Origin of the sequence: Parasphingorhabdus sp. (assembly GCF_036963805.1) — a bacterium.
GTDB lineage: Bacteria > Pseudomonadota > Alphaproteobacteria > Sphingomonadales > Sphingomonadaceae > Parasphingorhabdus.
Genome location: NZ_JBALUN010000002.1, coordinates 451,890 through 469,359 on the forward strand (window position 1 = coordinate 451,890; position 17,470 = coordinate 469,359).

17 protein-coding genes and 1 riboswitch are annotated in these 17,470 nt (G+C 53.0%); of the genes, 13 read left to right on the plus strand and 4 right to left on the minus strand.

Annotated features, from left to right (window positions below; all coding sequences use genetic code 11):
• Window positions 1-3: 3 nt before the first annotated feature.
• The 10 genes from coaD to V7676_RS08890 all read left to right on the plus strand — a co-directional run bounded on the left by coaD (window position 4) and on the right by V7676_RS08890 (window position 10,354).
• Entirely contained in the window at window positions 4-507 is a 504-nt protein-coding gene (gene coaD / locus V7676_RS08845; RefSeq protein ID WP_335659324.1) for a pantetheine-phosphate adenylyltransferase, read from the plus strand.
• A gap of 122 nt (window positions 508-629) precedes the next feature.
• Complete coding sequence (locus V7676_RS08850; RefSeq protein WP_335659325.1) at window positions 630-1,298, plus strand: peptidylprolyl isomerase; 669 nt, start codon at window positions 630-632, stop codon at window positions 1,296-1,298.
• 9 nt (window positions 1,299-1,307) lie between these two features.
• The gene (gene queA / locus V7676_RS08855; protein ID WP_335659326.1) at window positions 1,308-2,336 is read left to right on the plus strand and encodes a tRNA preQ1(34) S-adenosylmethionine ribosyltransferase-isomerase QueA; all 1,029 of its coding nucleotides are present in this window, start codon (window positions 1,308-1,310) and stop codon (window positions 2,334-2,336) included.
• A 63-nt stretch (window positions 2,337-2,399) separates the two neighbouring features.
• Window positions 2,400-2,598, plus strand: a riboswitch (cobalamin riboswitch).
• A gap of 133 nt (window positions 2,599-2,731) precedes the next feature.
• A complete protein-coding gene (locus tag V7676_RS08860) occupies window positions 2,732-4,648 on the plus strand; it encodes a TonB-dependent receptor plug domain-containing protein (protein ID WP_335659327.1) in 1,917 nt (638 codons plus the stop codon).
• On the plus strand, window positions 4,581-5,573 hold the full coding sequence (locus tag V7676_RS08865; protein ID WP_335659328.1) for an ABC transporter substrate-binding protein: 993 nt from the start codon (window positions 4,581-4,583) through the stop codon (window positions 5,571-5,573). The genes V7676_RS08860 and V7676_RS08865 overlap by 68 nt, the downstream gene beginning before the upstream one ends.
• Before the next feature lie 47 nt (window positions 5,574-5,620).
• A complete protein-coding gene (locus tag V7676_RS08870) occupies window positions 5,621-6,538 on the plus strand; it encodes a FecCD family ABC transporter permease (protein WP_335659551.1) in 918 nt (305 codons plus the stop codon).
• Window positions 6,538-7,317 (plus strand): ABC transporter ATP-binding protein, encoded by a 780-nt coding sequence (locus V7676_RS08875; RefSeq protein ID WP_335659329.1) that lies wholly within the window; start codon window positions 6,538-6,540, stop codon window positions 7,315-7,317. The genes V7676_RS08870 and V7676_RS08875 overlap by 1 nt, the downstream gene beginning before the upstream one ends.
• A gap of 427 nt (window positions 7,318-7,744) precedes the next feature.
• Window positions 7,745-8,149 (plus strand): hypothetical protein, encoded by a 405-nt coding sequence (locus V7676_RS08880; protein ID WP_335659330.1) that lies wholly within the window; start codon window positions 7,745-7,747, stop codon window positions 8,147-8,149.
• A 71-nt stretch (window positions 8,150-8,220) separates the two neighbouring features.
• On the plus strand, window positions 8,221-9,567 hold the full coding sequence (locus V7676_RS08885; protein WP_335659331.1) for a TldD/PmbA family protein: 1,347 nt from the start codon (window positions 8,221-8,223) through the stop codon (window positions 9,565-9,567).
• Window positions 9,560-10,354: a 3'(2'),5'-bisphosphate nucleotidase CysQ gene (locus V7676_RS08890; protein ID WP_335659332.1), complete on the plus strand. Its 795-nt coding sequence runs from the start codon at window positions 9,560-9,562 to the stop codon at window positions 10,352-10,354. The genes V7676_RS08885 and V7676_RS08890 overlap by 8 nt, the downstream gene beginning before the upstream one ends.
• A gap of 81 nt (window positions 10,355-10,435) precedes the next feature.
• On the opposite strand, the gene V7676_RS08895 is transcribed toward V7676_RS08890, so the two are convergent.
• The 3 genes from V7676_RS08895 to crtY are packed head-to-tail and all read right to left on the minus strand — an operon-like array spanning window position 10,436 to window position 14,051.
• Window positions 10,436-11,359: a phytoene/squalene synthase family protein gene (locus V7676_RS08895; protein WP_335659552.1), complete on the minus strand. Its 924-nt coding sequence runs from the start codon at window positions 11,357-11,359 to the stop codon at window positions 10,436-10,438.
• Between the two features lie 7 nt (window positions 11,360-11,366).
• The gene (locus tag V7676_RS08900) at window positions 11,367-12,863 is read right to left on the minus strand and encodes a phytoene desaturase (RefSeq protein ID WP_335659333.1); all 1,497 of its coding nucleotides are present in this window, start codon (window positions 12,861-12,863) and stop codon (window positions 11,367-11,369) included.
• 27 nt (window positions 12,864-12,890) lie between these two features.
• Window positions 12,891-14,051 (minus strand): lycopene beta-cyclase CrtY, encoded by a 1,161-nt coding sequence (gene crtY / locus V7676_RS08905; protein WP_335659334.1) that lies wholly within the window; start codon window positions 14,049-14,051, stop codon window positions 12,891-12,893.
• A gap of 110 nt (window positions 14,052-14,161) precedes the next feature.
• Here crtY and V7676_RS08910 point away from each other — a divergent pair, with 110 nt between their 5' ends.
• The 3 genes from V7676_RS08910 (at window position 14,162) to V7676_RS08920 (ending at window position 16,272) form a co-directional block, all read left to right on the plus strand.
• Window positions 14,162-14,935: a sterol desaturase family protein gene (locus V7676_RS08910; protein ID WP_335659335.1), complete on the plus strand. Its 774-nt coding sequence runs from the start codon at window positions 14,162-14,164 to the stop codon at window positions 14,933-14,935.
• Window positions 14,895-15,332: a DUF2141 domain-containing protein gene (locus tag V7676_RS08915; protein ID WP_442955423.1), complete on the plus strand. Its 438-nt coding sequence runs from the start codon at window positions 14,895-14,897 to the stop codon at window positions 15,330-15,332. The genes V7676_RS08910 and V7676_RS08915 overlap by 41 nt, the downstream gene beginning before the upstream one ends.
• Before the next feature lie 64 nt (window positions 15,333-15,396).
• Window positions 15,397-16,272 (plus strand): MipA/OmpV family protein, encoded by an 876-nt coding sequence (locus V7676_RS08920; RefSeq protein WP_335659337.1) that lies wholly within the window; start codon window positions 15,397-15,399, stop codon window positions 16,270-16,272.
• Window positions 16,273-16,314: 42 nt separating this feature from the next.
• Here V7676_RS08920 and prfB read toward each other — a convergent pair whose 3' ends face one another.
• On the minus strand, window positions 16,315-17,442 hold the full coding sequence (gene prfB, locus V7676_RS08925) for a peptide chain release factor 2 (protein WP_335659338.1): 1,128 nt from the start codon (window positions 17,440-17,442) through the stop codon (window positions 16,315-16,317).
• Window positions 17,443-17,470 lie beyond the last annotated feature (28 nt).

A 17,470-nucleotide genomic window follows, 5' to 3' on the forward strand; every position in this document is an offset into this window, starting at 1 on the left:
TTTATGAGAATTGGTGTTTATCCTGGAACTTTTGACCCTGTTACACTGGGTCATATGGATATCATTGAACGCGGGACACGGCTGGTGGACAAATTGGTCATCGGGGTGACGACAAATCCGTCAAAATCACCGATGTTTTCTCTGGAAGAACGACTCAAAATGGTCCGCCGGGAAACGGCCGATCTGGGCAATGCGGTGGAGGTAGTGGCCTTTAATGCGCTGCTAATGAAATTTGCCCAAAAACAACGTGCGAACGTTATTGTTCGCGGGTTACGCGCTGTGGCCGATTTCGAATATGAATATCAAATGGCCGGGATGAACCAGCAATTGAACGACAATATAGAAACGGTGTTCCTGATGGCCGATGTGTCATTGCAGCCGATTGCGTCACGACTGGTCAAGGAAATCGCAGTTTATGGCGGCGACATTCACAAGTTTGTTCCACCCAGAGTATGTGAAGAAGTGGTCGCTCGTGTTGTTGAGATTGGTTTAAAGGGTGACCAATAGGCGTGATTTGACAAGCAGTTCATTGCGGCGAAAGCATATCTCGTCCAAGAGGCACTAATATTTTAATCAGGCGGCTCAACAGCAGTCGGGATGATGACCAAAATACAGGTGAGTAGTTACATATGCTAAGCAAATATATTGTTTCCCTTTTCGTTGTTGCGATGATCAGCACCGGCGCGGTGGCACAAGAACAAAGCACTTCGGTCGAACCCGCTGCGGTTGAACTTGATCCAGCCGCTGTTCCTGCAGAAGAAAATTTACTGCAACTGGATCTATCTACCGGCGGACGGGTAACCATACAGCTTTATCCCGATAAAGCGCCTCAACACGTCGAACGGATCAAAACGCTCACGCGACAGGGCTTTTATAACGGGCTTATTTTTCACCGGGTCATAGAAGGTTTTATGGCCCAGACCGGCGACCCTACCGGCACAGGCATGGGCGGATCAGAGCTTCCCGACCTCAAAGCGGAATTTTCTAGTTTTCCTCATTTGCGCGGCGTTGTCTCTATGGCCCGTGCACAGGGCGAAGATAGCGCGAATAGCCAATTTTTCATTGTTTTCTATCCGAGGTTTGCCCTCGATAAGAAATATACCGTATTCGGGCGGGTCGTAGCAGGGATGCAATATGTTGATGCGATTAATCGTGGCGAGCCACCTGCAATTCCGAGCCGGATTTTGCAGGCATCCATTGATGCTGATGGCAAAGCGCCGCCAACACCGGGTGCCTTTTCGCCTATGCCTAAAAAAGAGATCACGCTCGACGATCTGAACGCCCCGATTAAGCCATAGGTTTTTTGCGTGCGCGTTGATCTTTTTGATTTTGCGTTGCCGCCGGAAAATATTGCGCTTCGCCCCGCTGTACCAAGAGACAGCGCGCGGATGCTTGGTATTTCGGGTTCGGGACAGCTATCGGATAATAATGTCTGGGATTTGCCGCAGCTATTGTCGAAAAACGACATATTGGTGTTTAATGACACCAAGGTAATTCCTGCCCAATTGGAAGGTCGTCGCGGCGAGGCCAAAATCGGTGCAACTCTGCACAAGCGGGTAGACCTGAGGCGCTGGCAGGCCTTTATCCGCAATGCGAAACGCCTTAAAGTCGATGATATCGTCGATTTTGGCAAAGATGTTCGCGCGCGTGCAGAAGAAAAATATCAAGATGGCAGCTTCCTGCTCCATTTCCTGGGTGAAGAGCCAGTAGAAGTGTTGCTGGCCCGTGCAGGCACGATGCCGCTCCCCCCCTATATCGCGAGCAAGCGTGATATCGATGAGCGGGATGCGGAGGATTATCAGACGATGTTCGCACGCGAAAAAGGCGCCGTTGCGGCTCCGACGGCGGCCTTGCATTTTACCGATGGGTTGATAGCGGCGCTCAATGAGGCCGGTATTGGTCAGGCGACTCTGACCCTTCATGTCGGCGCGGGTACTTTTCTGCCGGTTAAGGTGGATGAAACGGACGATCATCAAATGCATAGCGAATGGGGCCGGATTGAACCGGACGTTGCGGATCGGCTCAATCAGGCGCGGCAAAATGGTGGTCGGGTGATCGCCGTTGGAACGACAAGCTTGCGTGTTTTGGAAAGCGCAACCGGCCCGGATGGTATCATCCAGCCTTTTGAAGGCGATACGGATATATTTATAACCCCGGGCTATAAATTCCGCGCGATTGACGGTCTAATGACCAATTTCCATTTGCCTAAATCCACTTTGTTCATGCTGGTCAGCGCGCTTATGGGCCTTGAGAATATGCAATCCGCCTATGCCCACGCCATCGCCGAGGGTTACCGGTTTTACAGCTATGGGGATTCTAGCCTGTTGCTGCCTTAAGTGCGTCGTCCCCGAATGCCGCGACCGCGCAGAATTATCTTGCTCCCGAAATAGAGGATGGCTAGGGCGACCTCTGCTACAGGTTCCCGGAGACGGGATCTTAAGGGAATTCGGAGGGAACGATATCGTTTTTATCCGAAGCTGCCCCCGCAACTGTAATTGGTGAGCGGGCCTGTCAAATCCCACTGGACTTGGTCTGGGAAGGGGACAGGCCATGCGATGATCCAAGAGCCAGGAAACCTGCCTGAAGCTGTCGTTCTATCATGCGGACGGGGTGTGTCACATGATCGAGGATTTCCTCGCGTGGCGACGATTAACTTCGGGCTGCGCATGTGGAAACTCCATAGGCGTCGATATGCGTGGCCTTTTTGAATGATTGTCAAAAAGGAAATATCGTGCGTTTTAAATATTCGACAACAATATCATTTACGTCTCTTGCCGTGATGCTTCTGTCGCAACCGGCTCTTGCAGAAACGGCTGAGGCTCCGCAGGACGAAGATGTGATCATTGTAACCGCAGGACGGTATGAACAAGCCCGCTCGCAAAGCGGTCAGACCATCTCGGTGATCAATCGTGAGCGGATCGAACAGGTCCAAAGCGTCACTGTCGTAGACCTTCTTCGCAATGTACCGGGCGTTACCGTCAACAGCAATGGCGGCATCGGCACGGTCAGTGCAGTTACAATTCGCGGTGCGGATTCAAGCCAGACCGTTGCATTGATTGACGGCGTCAAGGTCAACGATCCTTCATCACCTGGCAGCGGCTTCAACTTCGGAAATTTGCTCACGGGCAATATATCCCGGATAGAAGTGCTGCGCGGATCCCAATCGGTAATCTGGGGCAGCCAAGCGATTGGCGGCGTGGTCAATATCATCTCGCGTGAGCCTACGGATGAACTCGCAATCAATGTGCAGGGCGAATATGGCTCTCGTGATACAGCGCAACTGGTGGGTAATATTTCGCACGCTGTCGGCCCGATCGCAGCCAGTTTTGGCGCGGGCTATCTTCGTACCGATGGCATTTCTTCCTTTAACAAAACACGTGGCGGCACCGAAGCGGACGGCTATCGTAATTTCGGAGCGAGCAGCAAGATTAAGGTCACGCTTAGTGACGCTATCTCGATTGATTTGCGCGGCTATTATGCGGATGCCAAGACGGATATTGACGGATTTACGCCAAGCTTTACGTTTGGTGATACGGCGGAAACTGATGATTCCACAGAGTTTGTTGGTTATGCAGGTTTGAATGTCGCGCTTTTCGGGGGACGGTTTCGCAATCGTTTTGCCTTTGCCTATACCGACGTCACCCGCGATACGTTTGATGAGGCGACACTGACTTTCGCAACCTTGGGCCGGAACGAACGGTATGAATATCAGGGCATTTTTGACATTACCGATGGGGTGGGAGCGGTCTTTGGAGCGGAAACCGAGAAATCGCGGTTCCGTACCGCGAGCTATAGCGATATATTCGGCGATAGTTTAAGCCGCGCCAGCGCAACTCTAGATAGTTTCTATGGTCAGATACGGATATCGCCGTTGAACGGTTTGAGCGCCAACGCGGGCGTGCGCTATGATGATCATAGCAGCTTTGGTGGTGCAACATCCTTTGCGGGCGATATCGCTTATAGCCCGAATAACGGCAATACCACCATTCGCGCAAGCTACGGGGAAGGGTTTAAAGCGCCCTCGTTATTTCAACTGTTCAGTGATTATGGCAATGGCCTGTTGCAACCAGAAAAATCCGTCAGTTGGGATGCCGGTGTGACCCAGCATTTGGTCGACGGAAAAATCATGTTGAGCGCGACACTGTTCCGCCGCGACAGTGAAAATCTAATCGATTTTATCGGTTGTCCGACGTCGACTGGAATCTGCACCAATCGGCCTTTTGGCACTTATGATAATGTGGGTCGGGCGCGAGCACAGGGCGTGGAATTGGGCGTCTCTCTCAATCCCGTTGACGCTTTGACCATAGCGACTAACTATAGCCTGATTGATGCCGAAAATCGGAATACCGGACTTACACTGGCCCGGCGCCCGCGGCATAGTATTAATGCTTCGGTTGACTATGGCTGGACCTTTGGTTTGAAGACCGGAACGACCATCACGCATGTTAGCTCGAATTTTGACAATGCGTCTAATAGCGTTGAAACGCCGGGCTATGTTCTTGTCGATCTCCGCGCCGCAATGCCGATAACCAATAATATAGAGATTTACGGCCGTGTCGAAAATCTGTTTGATGAAGATTATGAAACAATCTTCCAGTTCGGTACCGCCGGTCGATCAGCATTTGCCGGTGTCAGATTGCGCTATTGATATGAACAGGGCAGCCGCCAAGTCTTATCCTCTTGCCATGAAATCCATGGTCGGAGGCTGTCTGGCGGCTGCCTGTCTAATATTCTGGTCGGGGGTTTTTGCTGAAGCAGAAGCGATTATAGATAACCCGAAAATATCCTTGCCGGTTCAGCCAAAACGGATCGTCTCCATTAATCCGTGCGGTGATGCTCTGTTGATGCAACTGGCTGATCCCGGGCAAATCGGTGCGATCAGCCATTATTCCCATGACCGCCAAGCTACTTCCATTCCCTTGGCACAAGCTTTGAAATATCAGGCGATTTCCGGCACAGCCGAAGAAATAGTGGCGATGCGGCCCGATCTGGTGATCGCAGGCTCTTTTGTCGCTCCTGCCACGGAACAGGCGCTCGAACGGTTGGGTGTCGCGCTGGTCAAGCTGTCTATTCCGCAAAGCGTTGCAGAGAGCCAGCAACAAATTTCCGAGGTGGCTGCGATTGTCGGTGCCCCTGAACGTGGGAAAATATTGAACCGCCGCATATCCACGGCTTTGGCGCAAGCAAAGCCATCCGATGATGAATTGGTGCCGGCTTTGATCTGGCGCAGCGGCGGTTTGGTGCCCGGTACCGGCACATTGCCGGATGAGCTATTACGCCGGACAGGTTTTGAAAATCGTAGCAGCACTTATGGGCTCAGCCAATGGGATATATTGCCGTTGGAGCATCTGGTCGAGCGGCCTCCGCAAGTCCTGTTTTCCAATGCCAGCGAAACCAAATCCAGGGCAGGGAATTATGACCGGATGCTATCCCATCCGGTCATCCAGAAATTATCCCATCGCATTACGATAGCCGATTATCCCGCACGCTTGCTGCATTGCGCGGGGCCGACTCTGATCGAAGCAGTGGGGACATTATCTGCGACCCGCCAAAAATTGCGGAGCCTCCATTGAGCGCGCTGCGCCTCAACGGGCTGCTGGCGCTGGCGTTGGTTGCCGCGATGCTGGCCTCGCTCGCGGCGGGCAAAGTGTGGATATCACCAACGGCATGGTGGGGCGATGATTTCAGTGCGCTTATCATCATGGAACTGCGTATTCCGCGAACGATATTGGGCGCAGCTATTGGTGGGGGGCTTGGAATGGCCGGCGCAACAATGCAGGGCTATTTGCGCAATCCTTTGGCTGATCCGGGCATATTCGGGGTGTCCAGCAGCGCTGCCTTGGGAGCGGTTTCCTCACTCTATTTTGGCTATGCGGTGACAGCGTGGTTGTTGCCCGCCTTTGCATTAGCAGGCGCTGGTCTCGGCATGGGGTTACTGGCTTTGTTGGCGGGTAGGTCAGGAAGCTTGATCCTGTTCACGCTGGCGGGGGTGATCCTGTCCAGCATTACCGGATCGCTGACGTCCTTGATGATCAGCCTTGCCCCGACGCCATTTGCTACAGCGGAAATTGTCACATGGCTGATGGGCGCGCTAACCGACCGGAGCTGGGATGACGTATGGCTTTCTGTTCCATTCATTGCAGCGGGCATGCTATTTCTGGTCGCGACAGGGCGTTCGCTGGATGCACTGACACTGGGAGAAGATGCGGCGCGTTCTATGGGCGTGAATGTCCGGCATTTGCAATGGCTGGCCGTGCTGGGAGTTGGGCTAACCGTCGGTGCATCGGTGGCTGTGGCGGGAATTATCGGTTTCGTGGGCTTGATTGTACCGCATCTCGTGCGCCCGCTGGCGGGGCATCGTCCTTCGGCATTGCTCCTGCCTTCGGCTTTAGCGGGGGCGTTGCTCGTCGTATTGGCGGATAGCTTCGTCCGGATATTGCCCAGCGCCAGTGAGTTAAGACTGGGTATCGCCATGTCTATACTCGGCGCACCGTTTTTCATGGCGCTATTGTTCAAAATGCATCGGGAGCTTGCCTGATGGTTGAAGGCCTGTCTTTTGAAGCGCTGTCTCTGATGTTGCGCGGGCGCGTCATATTGGATGATGTTAGCGGGACATTTCGGCGGGGACGGGTGACCGTGATCTTGGGGGCCAACGGTGCGGGAAAGAGCAGCCTCTTATCCTGTCTGTCTGGCCTTCGGGAACCCCATAGCGGATCGGTCGCGCTGGACGGACAGCCTTTATTATCACTGGATAGAAAAATGCGGGGGCGTTTGATCGGCCTTTTGCCGCAACGTCCAGATATCCATTGGAATGTGGATGTCAAAACCTTGATCGGCTTAGGGCGGCTGCCCCACTCCGGACGATGGGCCATGAGTGCGGATGATGAACGGGCTGTCACTCAGGCGATGGAACAAACGGATTGTACAGGCTTTGCCGATCGGAAAGTGTTGCGCCTTTCGGGCGGGGAACAGGGGCGGGTATTGCTCGCCCGTGTATTGGCTGGGGAGCCGAAATGGCTACTCGCCGACGAACCGCTGGCCAGCTTGGACCCCGCCCATCAATTTGATGTGCTCGACCGGCTCAAAAACTATGCGGCGGCGGGCAACGGAGTCATTGTCGTGCTCCATGATTTAACGCAGGCGGCGCGCTTTGCCGATGATATCATGATTATTAAAGAGGGCAGAATATTAGCAGCCGGGCCGCGAGAGCAGGTGATGACTGCAGATATATTGGCGCGGGCTTATGGGGTGGAAGTGCAGATCGGGACGAGCGCTAGCGGAGAGCCGTTGATTGTGCCGGTGCGGCGGCTGGCTTAAGTTTGTTGCGGACTTCATAATGGCGGGCTGGTCAATCTGGATATTGCCGCTAAGCAACATGCCCGCGCCGCCGTCCGACCAAATACCATAGAGCCGTTCAAGCTCTGGCATTGGCACATCATCAGCGGTTGCGAACCCTTCCGTCATCGCGCCTTTGCCGATCCGATTGATCAGGACGGCACCACAGGGCAGGGAGACCGGATCAGCGAGTGTGATTGTCATGTAGTTGCCTCGTAAATTCCATTGCGAATGAAAACTGATTCTGTCCAATGTTGTAATTTTGGGCAAGCCCAATGTCATGTTAATGATATTTTAAGGCTGAAATCTGTCGATTTGGCTTTTCGATAAAAATAGTTATAGTGTGGTGAGCGCTAGCCCGAAGGTAACATTCGGCAGTGTCTTGAGAGTTTGTCGAAGGGGAATGAAAATGGTTGCAGCAGCATCCCGAAAATCGGTTTCGAAACAGGCTACTAATGGGGCCAATGAGGATGTCCAGTCTACCCATATGGTGCGATGGGACAAGAAAATGAGCAACAATTGTGCGGCGGCCTTGCTGGTATACACATTAATGCAAATTTTCTTTGTATTGAGCTTTATTAACAGCAAGGGCATGTCCATTGCTCCTTATTTCGGTCTCGTGCTGCTTGTGGCGATTATAATCCCCTTTTGCCGTAAGTTTGAAAAACGCTGGGAAAATATGGATACGGCAAGTTTTTCGGAACAGAGCCTTGCCGCGCGGTTTCGTACAGATCAAATCACCTTATGGATTTTGGCGCTAGGGTTGCCCTTTCTGTTTGTGGGCTTGATCAAGGCTGTCGGATCAATCTTATAATCTAGTCTATTTGTCGGACAAAGCTCGATAGCGGCGTTGACCTTGCCGCCGGGCGCACCTATGTCCAGCCCATGCTAAAGCCAGAAGAAGCGCAAGACCGCGCCGACGCCCTTATCTCCCAAGCCAAAAAAGCCGGTGCCGATTCCGCAGACGCGATTTACGTCTGTGATGCCTCCACTCAGGTACAGATGCGGCTCGGTAATCTTGAAGATGTCGAGCGGTCCGAAGGCGAAGAAATAGGCCTGCGGGTCTTTGCCGGAAAACGGTCCGCAACTGTATCCTCCTCTGACATGGACCCTGAAATTCTAGCGGCTCTGGTCGGCCGCGCGATGGATATGGCGCGTGAAGCGCCGGAAGACCAATATGCTGGCTTGGCCCCTGAAGAACTAATCTTGAAATCTGAACCGCCTGCGATTGACGGCGATGATGGGTTAGACCCTGATCCCGCCGTGCTCCGCGAAATGGCTTTGAAAGCCGAAGATGCGGCGCGTGCTATAACGGGTGTCTCCAATAGTGAAGGCGGCGGCGCGAGCGCGGGCCGTTCGATTGTGGCACTGGCAACCAGTCACGGTTTCTCGGGTGCTTATTCCACCAGCGGTTATAGCTGCCACGCCAGCGTGATCGCCGGTGAAGGCGACGGCATGGAACGCGATTATGCTTATGACAGCAAACGCCATTTTGAAGACCTCAACACGGCTGAAGAAATCGGTAGGGAAGCGGGTGAGCGGGCAGTTTCGCGTCTGAATCCGGTGGACTTTAAATCCGGTGCGATGCCCGTGGTTTTTGATCCGCGCATCAGCAATTCGATGCTCGGCCATTTTGTTAGCGCGATTGCCGGTAGTGCTATTGCCCGTAAAACAAGCTTTTTGCTCGATGCTATGGATACGCAGTTATTTGACAGCGCGATTAACATTATCGACTGCCCGCACCGCAAACGCGGTCTGCGTTCAAAGGCTTTTGATGGTGAGGGCCTTCCCACGGCGAAGACAAAGTTAATCGACAATGGCCGTCTCACACAATGGATTATGGAAAGCGCTTCGGCGCGGCAATTGGGATTGCAGCCAACCGGCCATGCCTCTCGCGGAGTTGGCGGGGCACCGGGCGTTAGTGTAACCAATCTGCACATGAATGCCGGATCGGTGAGCAAGACCGACTTGATCAAAGATATTAAACATGGCGTCTATATCACGGAATTAATTGGCCAAGGTGTCAATCCCGTTACGGGCGACTATAGCCGGGGTGCAGGTGGTTTCCTGATCGTTGACGGCGAGATAGGCCCGCCCATTTCGGAAATAACCATTGCCGGAAATTTGAAAGACATGTTCGCCAGCCTGATCCCGGCCGATGATCTGGAATATCGCTATGCGGTAAACGCGCCGACTTTGCGTACCGATAGCATGACAGTTGCCGGTGGCTGAAATTGATTATGACCAGCTAGTCGCCATTGCACGAGAGGCGGGCCATTTGGCTATGGCAGGTTGGTCTGCTGGTGTGATTTCAGACGATGTATGGGAAAAGGCTCCCGGTCATATTGTCAGCAGCGTGGATATAGCGGTTGATGAGCTGCTCAAAAAACGCCTCCATAAATTGCTACCGCAAGCAGGATGGCTTTCCGAAGAAACGGCTGATGACACAGAGCGGCAGAGTAAAGAGCTTGTTTGGGTTGTCGACCCCATTGATGGCACTAAGGATTTTGTAAAGGGTAAGACTGGCTGGGCGGTGTCCATCGCGCTAGTAAAAAATGGTCAGCCTATATTCGGTATATTGGAAGCGCCTGCGATGGCGGAAACCTGGATCGCGAAAGCAGGTAGCCATACAGAAGTTAATGGGCGGGCGTTAAAGGCGAGTATTCGCGACCGTTATGATGGCGCGCGCATTCCGCTGGATGTTGCAGATTTGGCAAAAGATGTCGATCTGACACCCGTGTCCAAGCCGAATAGTATTGCGCTGCGTATGGCGATGGTGGCGGATAACCGCGCTGACTTGGTAGCATCGATCCGTTGGGGCTATGAATGGGATATTGCCGCAGCGCATCTAATCGCCAGTGAAGCAGGTGGATTTGTGAGCGACGCCTTGGGGCAAAAGCTGTTCTATAATAGCGAGCATGGCAAAGCATTTGGAGTGCTATGCTGTGCCAAAAATATACATGATGCCGCAGTTCGGCGATTATCGACAATTGCTGCCGAGGTTTTGGCGCGGGATTAAATGGTTTGACTTACAGGAGCCGAGGACCGGCATCGGCACCGTCATCCTGAAACAAGTTCAGGATGACGAGCGGTTTGTCTGTTAACCTCTCGGCCTGTCCCACAACCCTGAGCGATCTACATATTTCGGTTTTCTGACCGCTTGTCCCAAAGCTTTCACCACCCATGCAGCCTTTGCCGCCTTGCTTGTCACGACGCGATTGTCGAGCGCAGCGCCATTACTGCGTCTGACCGCACGCGCAATATCACCGTAAATCCCTGCTGCTGCTAAGACGGCCCAGCGGGAGCGAAAGGGCAATTGCGCCGCGCCGACACGGGCCGATGCTTCATAACGCTCTGAAAGATCGCATAGCCGCCCGATAAGCTCTGTCAGAGCCTCCCTGCGGGATGCGTCCATCATATGGTCCGGCGCAATGCGCATCTCGGACAGCCAGTCTTTCGGTAAGTAACAACGACCTGCCGCGTTATCTTCCGCCACATCACGGGCAATGTTCGAAAGCTGAAAAGCCAAGCCCAGATCGCAAGCCCTGTCCAGCGTCTCATCATCCCCTGCCGATACCCCCATGACGACAGCCATCATACAGCCCACCGCTCCGGCGACATGATAGCAATATTGGTAGAGATCATCTTCGGTTTGCGGCCGCCATTCTTTGGCATCTAGCGCAAAGCCGTCAATTACATCCTGGGCCAGTTTCGGTGGGATACGGCATTCCTGCGCAACCACACCCATAGCATCGAAAGCCGGTTTTCCGGTCGATTGGTCGCTCATGGCTCTGGCGGTGAGCATCCGCATTGCGGCAATGGTGCGTTGGGGGGCGGCCACTGTTGACATGCCATGGCCATGATCCTGACCATCGGCCAGATCATCGCATTGCCGGCACCATGCATAGAGCATCCATGCCCGTTCGCGAGTTTCTTTGGCGAATAGCTTGGACGCGAGCGCGAAGGATTTGGACCCGCGGTCGATACTGGCTTTGGCGTGAAGGACGAGATTGGCGCGGTTCATTGCGTGTTTATAAAATATCCTCAAGCATCAGCTCTGCCGTTGCTTTGGCGCTTCCTACTACACCGGGTACTCCAGCGCCGGGGTGGGTTCCTGCACCTACAAAATAAAGATTATGGATGACATCATCGCGGTTATGCACGCGGAACCATGCACTTTGGGTTAGCAATGGCTCCAGACTAAATGCACTGCCAAGATGGGCGTTGAGGTCGCTGCCGAAATCCTGCGGTGTATAGTGGAAGCTGGTAACGATCCGGTCGTGAATGTCGGGGATCAGGCGGTGACCAATTTCATCAAGAATGCGCTTTGCATATATCGGACCCATTTCCTCCCAGTCGATCGGCAATTTCCCCTGATGCGGGACCGGAGCAAGCACATAGAAGCTGCTATGGCCTTCGGGGGCCATTTCCGGATCGGTGACGGTCGGATGGTGGAGATAGAGCGAGAAATCGCTCGGTAAAACACCATTGTCGTAAATATCGTCGAGTAGCCCCTTATAACGCGGGCCAAACAGGATCATGTGATGCGGTATGCCCGGCCATGTCCCTTTCAGCCCGAAATGGACGACAAACAAAGAGGGCGAATATTTCTTCTTTTTCAGCGAGGCGGTGACCGTGCTGCTGCGATGTTTGTGACCGAGCAGGTCGCGATAGCTATGCATGACATCGGCATTGGAAGCGACCGCATCAAATTTCTCGCTCCAGCCGGATTTACAGGTGACACCGGTTGCGCGGTCGCCCAGCGTGTCGATGCTCGTCACGGGATCGGCCAAACGGATCGTACCGCCAAGCCGTTCAAAATGCTTCACCATGGCCGCGACCAGCATGTTGGTGCCGCCTTTTGCAAACCACACGCCGCCCAGCCGTTCCAATTTGTGGATCAGCCCGTAAATGGCGCTGGTTGTCATCGGGTTACCGCCAACGAGCAACGACTGGAAGGAGAGAAACTCGCGCAGTTTCTCGTTTTTCACAAAACTGGAAACCTTTGCATAAACAGAGCGGTAGGCCTGAAACTTCAGCAATGCCGGTGCCGCGCTGATCATCGATTTGAAATCGAGGAATGCCTTGGTGCCGAGCTTTACATAGCCTTCTTCATACAGGCCGCCGCTATATTCCAGAAAGCGTTTATAGCCCTCAACGTCATTCGGTTCGATCTTTGCAATCTCTGCGTACAGCGCTTCGGGATCGTTGACATAATCAAAATTGGTGCCGTCCGGCCAGTTGAGGCGGTAAAACGGCGAAACCGGCATCAATTCAATATCTTTGGCCATATCATTGCCAGTTAATTCCCAGAGCTGGCGCAGACAATCCGGGTCGGTAATGACAGTAGGGCCACCGTCAAATATAAAACCGTCTTTTTCCCAGTAGTAAGCCCGTCCACCTGGTTTATCGCGACTTTCCAATATGGTTGTCTGGATGCCAGCCGACTGCAGACGGATAGCCAGTGCCAGCCCGCCAAAGCCTGAACCGATAACGGCTGCTTTTTTGAATAATTCTGATTGGCTCATAGTCGCATCATTTCTTGGCAATTCTGCTCATCTATATTTCATCATGATGGGAAGAGCCTTGGCAATTGGAACCGGTGGGCGGCCAAAGAGCAGGGCAGCCCGATCCAGTCTCGTGGTTTTACCGGCATAAAAACGCTCAATCAATCCTTCATTCTTGGCATAGGTATGTTCCAGCGTGAGATAGCGCTTATCCGGTGTCGAGGCCTGAAACATCATCGCGCACAGCATGTGATAAAATTTGCTCTCCTGCCAGTGTTTTGCGGCATATTCATGTAAACTTTTATCAAGCTTATTCTGACTGATCTCTGGCATTGCTGCAATCATTATTGCTGTACGAACGGCGGTGGGCAGGGAATAACTGGTGACGGGATGGACCAAGGCCGCTCGGGTTCCTGCCCGCGCTTCGATGCCATTATGCGCTGCCCAAAATGCTGCAAAGTCGCCGCCATAAACTACGGGCAGACGACCGGTTTCACTGCGCAAAATTTCTACAATGTCCCATCCCTGTTCGGTTGCATAGCGTTCAATATGTTTGTGACAGGCGGAGGCCTTCAGATCGCCGTCGTTTGAATAATAGGTGTCCTCGACAAAAATCTCGGTTTCGCTGAAGGGCAGGGAATAGATAAAATGATAACCGTCCATCTGTGTCACCGTGGCATCCATGATGATTGGGCGGTCCAGCCCATGCGGCTTGGACAAGCGGAGCAATTGCCCGGCGAATTTTTGCCAGCTATATTCCAGCGCCGAAAAATCACCACCGCCGCGCGCATCTAAGATCGTCCGAGCCTTGAGGATATTTCCATTTTTCATGCGAATAATATTAGGGCTAATTTTTTCTATATTAGAGTCGGTTATGCAGCTTTCATTGGAAAGTTTGTCCCGAATTACACGATCAAAATTCTCCGACAATATCGACCTATATCCCGTTGAAAGGGTGCGGCTATATTTGGGAAACCGAACGTCATAACTGTCCCATTGATGCGAAATAAGCGGTTCGACCAGCCAAGCATGCTGCGGATCAATATCGCTTTCAAAATAGGACCAGACATGATTGCCGCCGAAATGACCGTCGGCCTCGATCAGCGCGACGGATAATTCTGGCCTCAATTGGCGCAAGGCCATGGCGACCAGACCGCCGACCAGACCGCCCCCTGCTATTGCCAGATCATATATTTTTTCCGCTGCCATATATTAGGCTTAGCCTATGGTGCAGGCGGGGGAAAGCCTGTCCCAGAGGATCGTGTTTATTATTGCGCATTCAACTTGCTTGGCCAGACGTTGCGGCATAGCTTGTGCAAATGGATTTGATCGCTGCTATAATATTATCCGCCACCGTAATGACCCTCATTGTCGGTGTTCGCTATCTGCTCACCAGCGGCCTGTTCGCATGGCTGACGCAGCGGGTGCGTCCGGGGCAATATGATAAGTTGAGACCGCAAATATCGCGAGAGATTCGTTGGTCGCTCTATTCTGCTACAATTTACGGTATTCCCGCCGGTATCATCGCTTGGGGCTGGCAAAATGCCGGTTGGACAAAAATTTATACGGATGTCTATCTCTATCCGATATGGTATTTACCGGTGTCGCTGCTCCTGTTTTTATTTCTGCATGATGCATGGTTTTATTGGACCCACCGGCTGTTCCACCAGCGCGGCTGGTTTGAGATTGCCCATGCCGTTCATCATGAAAGTCGGCCGCCAACCGCTTGGGCGGCCATGAGTTTTCACCCGTGGGAAGCGCTTAGCGGCGCCATTGTTATTCCGGTGCTGGTTACCGTGATACCGATCCATGTCGGGATGTTGGGGCTGGTGCTTCTTATTATGACAATCATGGGCGTGACAAATCATATGGGGTGGGAGATGTTTCCGCGCTGGCTGGTTCAGGGGATATTAGGTAAGGGGCTGATAACGGCGACCCATCATGAGAAACATCACAGTGCGTATAAGGGTAATTATGGACTATATTTCCGGTTTTGGGACAAGATTTGCGGCACGGACCTTGGCTTGGGGGCGTTTGGCGGCGATCTCGGGCGTGCTGTTGGCGGCGCTACCGATCAACGGGGCGGCGGCTAGTCCGGTTGCGGATACGTCAGCAGTGATGGCTAAGCTCGATATTGTCGTTTCCGGTCTGCGGTCGAAAAAAGGCGATGTGCTGATTTGTTTAAGCAATAATCCCAAATATTTCCCTGATTGCACCAAAGATAAGGCCGCCCGCAAAATTAAGGTGACGGCGTCCCGCGCCGGAAATGTGCATATTCTGGATATAAAGCCGGGAACCTATGCCGTCGCACTTGTCCATGACGAGAATGCCAATGGAAAAATGGACATGCGATTATTCCTGCCCCGGGAAGGCTTTGGTTTCTCGCGCAATCCCAAAATCGGGATGGGACCACCGAAATTCGCATCTGCCCAGTTCACAATTGGTGCAAATGACGCCAGCTATGCGGTGACCATGAAATATATTCTCTAATATTATTCTTGGATATATCACGAATTTCATTGGAACTTTTGCGTCTTCAATCCATTATAGCCGCATGACATATCTTACACCCATGAAATCCCTTTCGGTCGCCCACAGCCTTTGTCTGGGCGCAGCATTATTTTTTTCAACCACCGCTTATGCGCAAGAGCAGGGGCCACCTGCCGGTGAATCCGTTTTTGACGGTGATTATCTTACTATCGGCGGGGGCGCAGCGGTTGGACCGTCCTATGACGGGTCTGACGATTATGTCATATCGCCTTTACCAGTCGTTATTGGAAGCATCGGTGGCATTGATTTTCAGCCGCGCGGCCCCGGTTTTGCAGCAGATTTCATTAGGGACACTGATGGTGCCAAAGTTGATTTTATCCTCGGCCCCGTCGTTCGTGCGCGTTTTGATCGTCATAACTCAATCAAAGACAAGGTTGTTCGCAGCCTTGGGAAATTGGACGTCGCCGTTGAATTGGGCGCTGTTGCAGGCGTGCAGGTCAATCGGGTCTTGCATGATTATGACTCACTGACGGCAGCAGTCGATACACGCTGGGATGTCGCTGGCGCACATGGTGGTATGGTAGTCTTCCCGACTCTGACCTATTTTACGCCGCTCAGTCGCGGTGTTGCCGTTAGTTTTGCGATCAGTGCAGAACATGTCGATGATGATTATGCGGATTACTATTTTACTATTGATCCAGCAGGCGCAGCGGCCAGCGGGTTGCCTACTTTTAGCGCGAATGGCGGCTGGAAAAATGTTGGGGCAACGATATTTGCCGGAATCGATTTTGATGGCGATGTAACCAATGGCGGGTTTGCCCTGTTTATCTTGGGCGGCTATTCTAAAATGCTGGAAGATGCCAAGCGTTCACCAATTACTTCGATCCGCGGCGATTCAGATCAGTTTCTGGGCGCAATAGGGCTCGGCTACACTTTCTAGCGTTCCAATCCCGATGTACTCTTCGCGAGCGGGCGGGGCTGTTTAGTCCACGTCCTCGACGTCCACCGTCTCGCCTGTCACGCGCTGTGACAATGCCGCTGCAATAAACGGGTCCAGTGCACCATCCAGAACGTCCGAAGGCGCACTAGAGGTTACGCCGGTGCGCAGATCCTTGACCATTTGATAGGGTTGCAGGACATAGCTACGGATTTGGTGGCCCCAGCCGATTTCGGTTTTTGCCTGATATTCGCCGCTGGCTTCGGCTTCGCGGCGTTGCAGTTCGGCTTCGAACAGGCGCGCTTTTAACATGCCCATTGCGGTTGCCTTGTTCTTATGCTGGCTGCGATCATTCTGCGACGCCACAACAATGCCAGTCGGCTGGTGGGTAATACGCACGGCACTATCGGTGGTGTTGACGTGCTGACCACCTGAACCCGATGCACGATAGGTATCGATTTTCAGGTCGCCCTCGTTAATCTCTACCTCGAAACTATCGTCGATCACAGGATAGACCCAGACGCTGGAAAAGCTGGTATGGCGTTTCGCTGCGCTGTCAAATGGCGAGATGCGGACCAGCCGGTGGACGCCGCTTTCGGTCTTCGCAAAGCCGTAAGCATTTTCGCCCTTAATCTCGATCGTTGCGGACTTGATGCCCGCCTGATCTCCGGCCTGATAATCGACCATGGAAACTTTATATCCGCGTGCCTCTGCCCAGCGTTGATACATGCGCAGCAACATTTCGGCCCAATCCTGACTTTCGGTACCACCAGCGCCCGCGTGAATTTCCAGATAGCTGTCCAGATTATCCGCTTCTCCGGAAAGCAAGGCCTGCACCTTGTCACGATCAGCACGGTCAGCGAGTTTGCCCAATGTTTCCACGCCTTCATCAGAAAGCGCGGCGTCTCCTTCTTCATCCGCCATCTCGATAAATTCGAGTGCGTCGTCCATTTCCTGCTGGATTTCCTTAGCCGCCGTAATCGATTCGTCGAGCCGCCGCCGCTCTGTCATCACGGCTTGCGCTGCGCTTTGGTCATCCCAAAGCGTCGGGTCTTCTACCCGTGCGTTAAGCTCGTCCAGCCGCCGCAAGGCAACGTCCCAGTTAAGTGATGTTTTTAGCAGGTCGATCGCCGCGTTGATCCGGTCCACATGCGCCTGAGCTTCCGCACGCATTACAAATTCTCCAAATAAAGCTTGGCGC

What these genes read in the sequence shown, in the direction of transcription:
- V7676_RS08875 (WP_335659329.1), top strand. Translation starts at nt 6,538, where the DNA reads ATGGTTGAAGGCCTGTCTTTTGAAGCGCTGTCTCTGATGTTGCGCGGG.
- coaD (WP_335659324.1), top strand. Translation starts at nt 4, where the DNA reads ATGAGAATTGGTGTTTATCCTGGAACTTTTGACCCTGTTACACTGGGT.
- V7676_RS08920 (WP_335659337.1), top strand. Translation starts at nt 15,397, where the DNA reads ATGACATATCTTACACCCATGAAATCCCTTTCGGTCGCCCACAGCCTT.
- V7676_RS08870 (WP_335659551.1), top strand. Translation starts at nt 5,621, where the DNA reads ATGCTGGCCTCGCTCGCGGCGGGCAAAGTGTGGATATCACCAACGGCA.
- V7676_RS08900 (WP_335659333.1), bottom strand. Translation starts at nt 12,863, where the DNA reads ATGAGCCAATCAGAATTATTCAAAAAAGCAGCCGTTATCGGTTCAGGC.
- V7676_RS08885 (WP_335659331.1), top strand. Translation starts at nt 8,221, where the DNA reads ATGCTAAAGCCAGAAGAAGCGCAAGACCGCGCCGACGCCCTTATCTCC.
- crtY (WP_335659334.1), bottom strand. Translation starts at nt 14,051, where the DNA reads ATGGCAGCGGAAAAAATATATGATCTGGCAATAGCAGGGGGCGGTCTG.
- V7676_RS08895 (WP_335659552.1), bottom strand. Translation starts at nt 11,359, where the DNA reads ATGAACCGCGCCAATCTCGTCCTTCACGCCAAAGCCAGTATCGACCGC.
- V7676_RS08910 (WP_335659335.1), top strand. Translation starts at nt 14,162, where the DNA reads ATGGATTTGATCGCTGCTATAATATTATCCGCCACCGTAATGACCCTC.
- V7676_RS08850 (WP_335659325.1), top strand. Translation starts at nt 630, where the DNA reads ATGCTAAGCAAATATATTGTTTCCCTTTTCGTTGTTGCGATGATCAGC.
- prfB (WP_335659338.1), bottom strand. Translation starts at nt 17,442, where the DNA reads ATGCGTGCGGAAGCTCAGGCGCATGTGGACCGGATCAACGCGGCGATC.
- V7676_RS08865 (WP_335659328.1), top strand. Translation starts at nt 4,581, where the DNA reads ATGAAACAATCTTCCAGTTCGGTACCGCCGGTCGATCAGCATTTGCCG.
- V7676_RS08880 (WP_335659330.1), top strand. Translation starts at nt 7,745, where the DNA reads ATGGTTGCAGCAGCATCCCGAAAATCGGTTTCGAAACAGGCTACTAAT.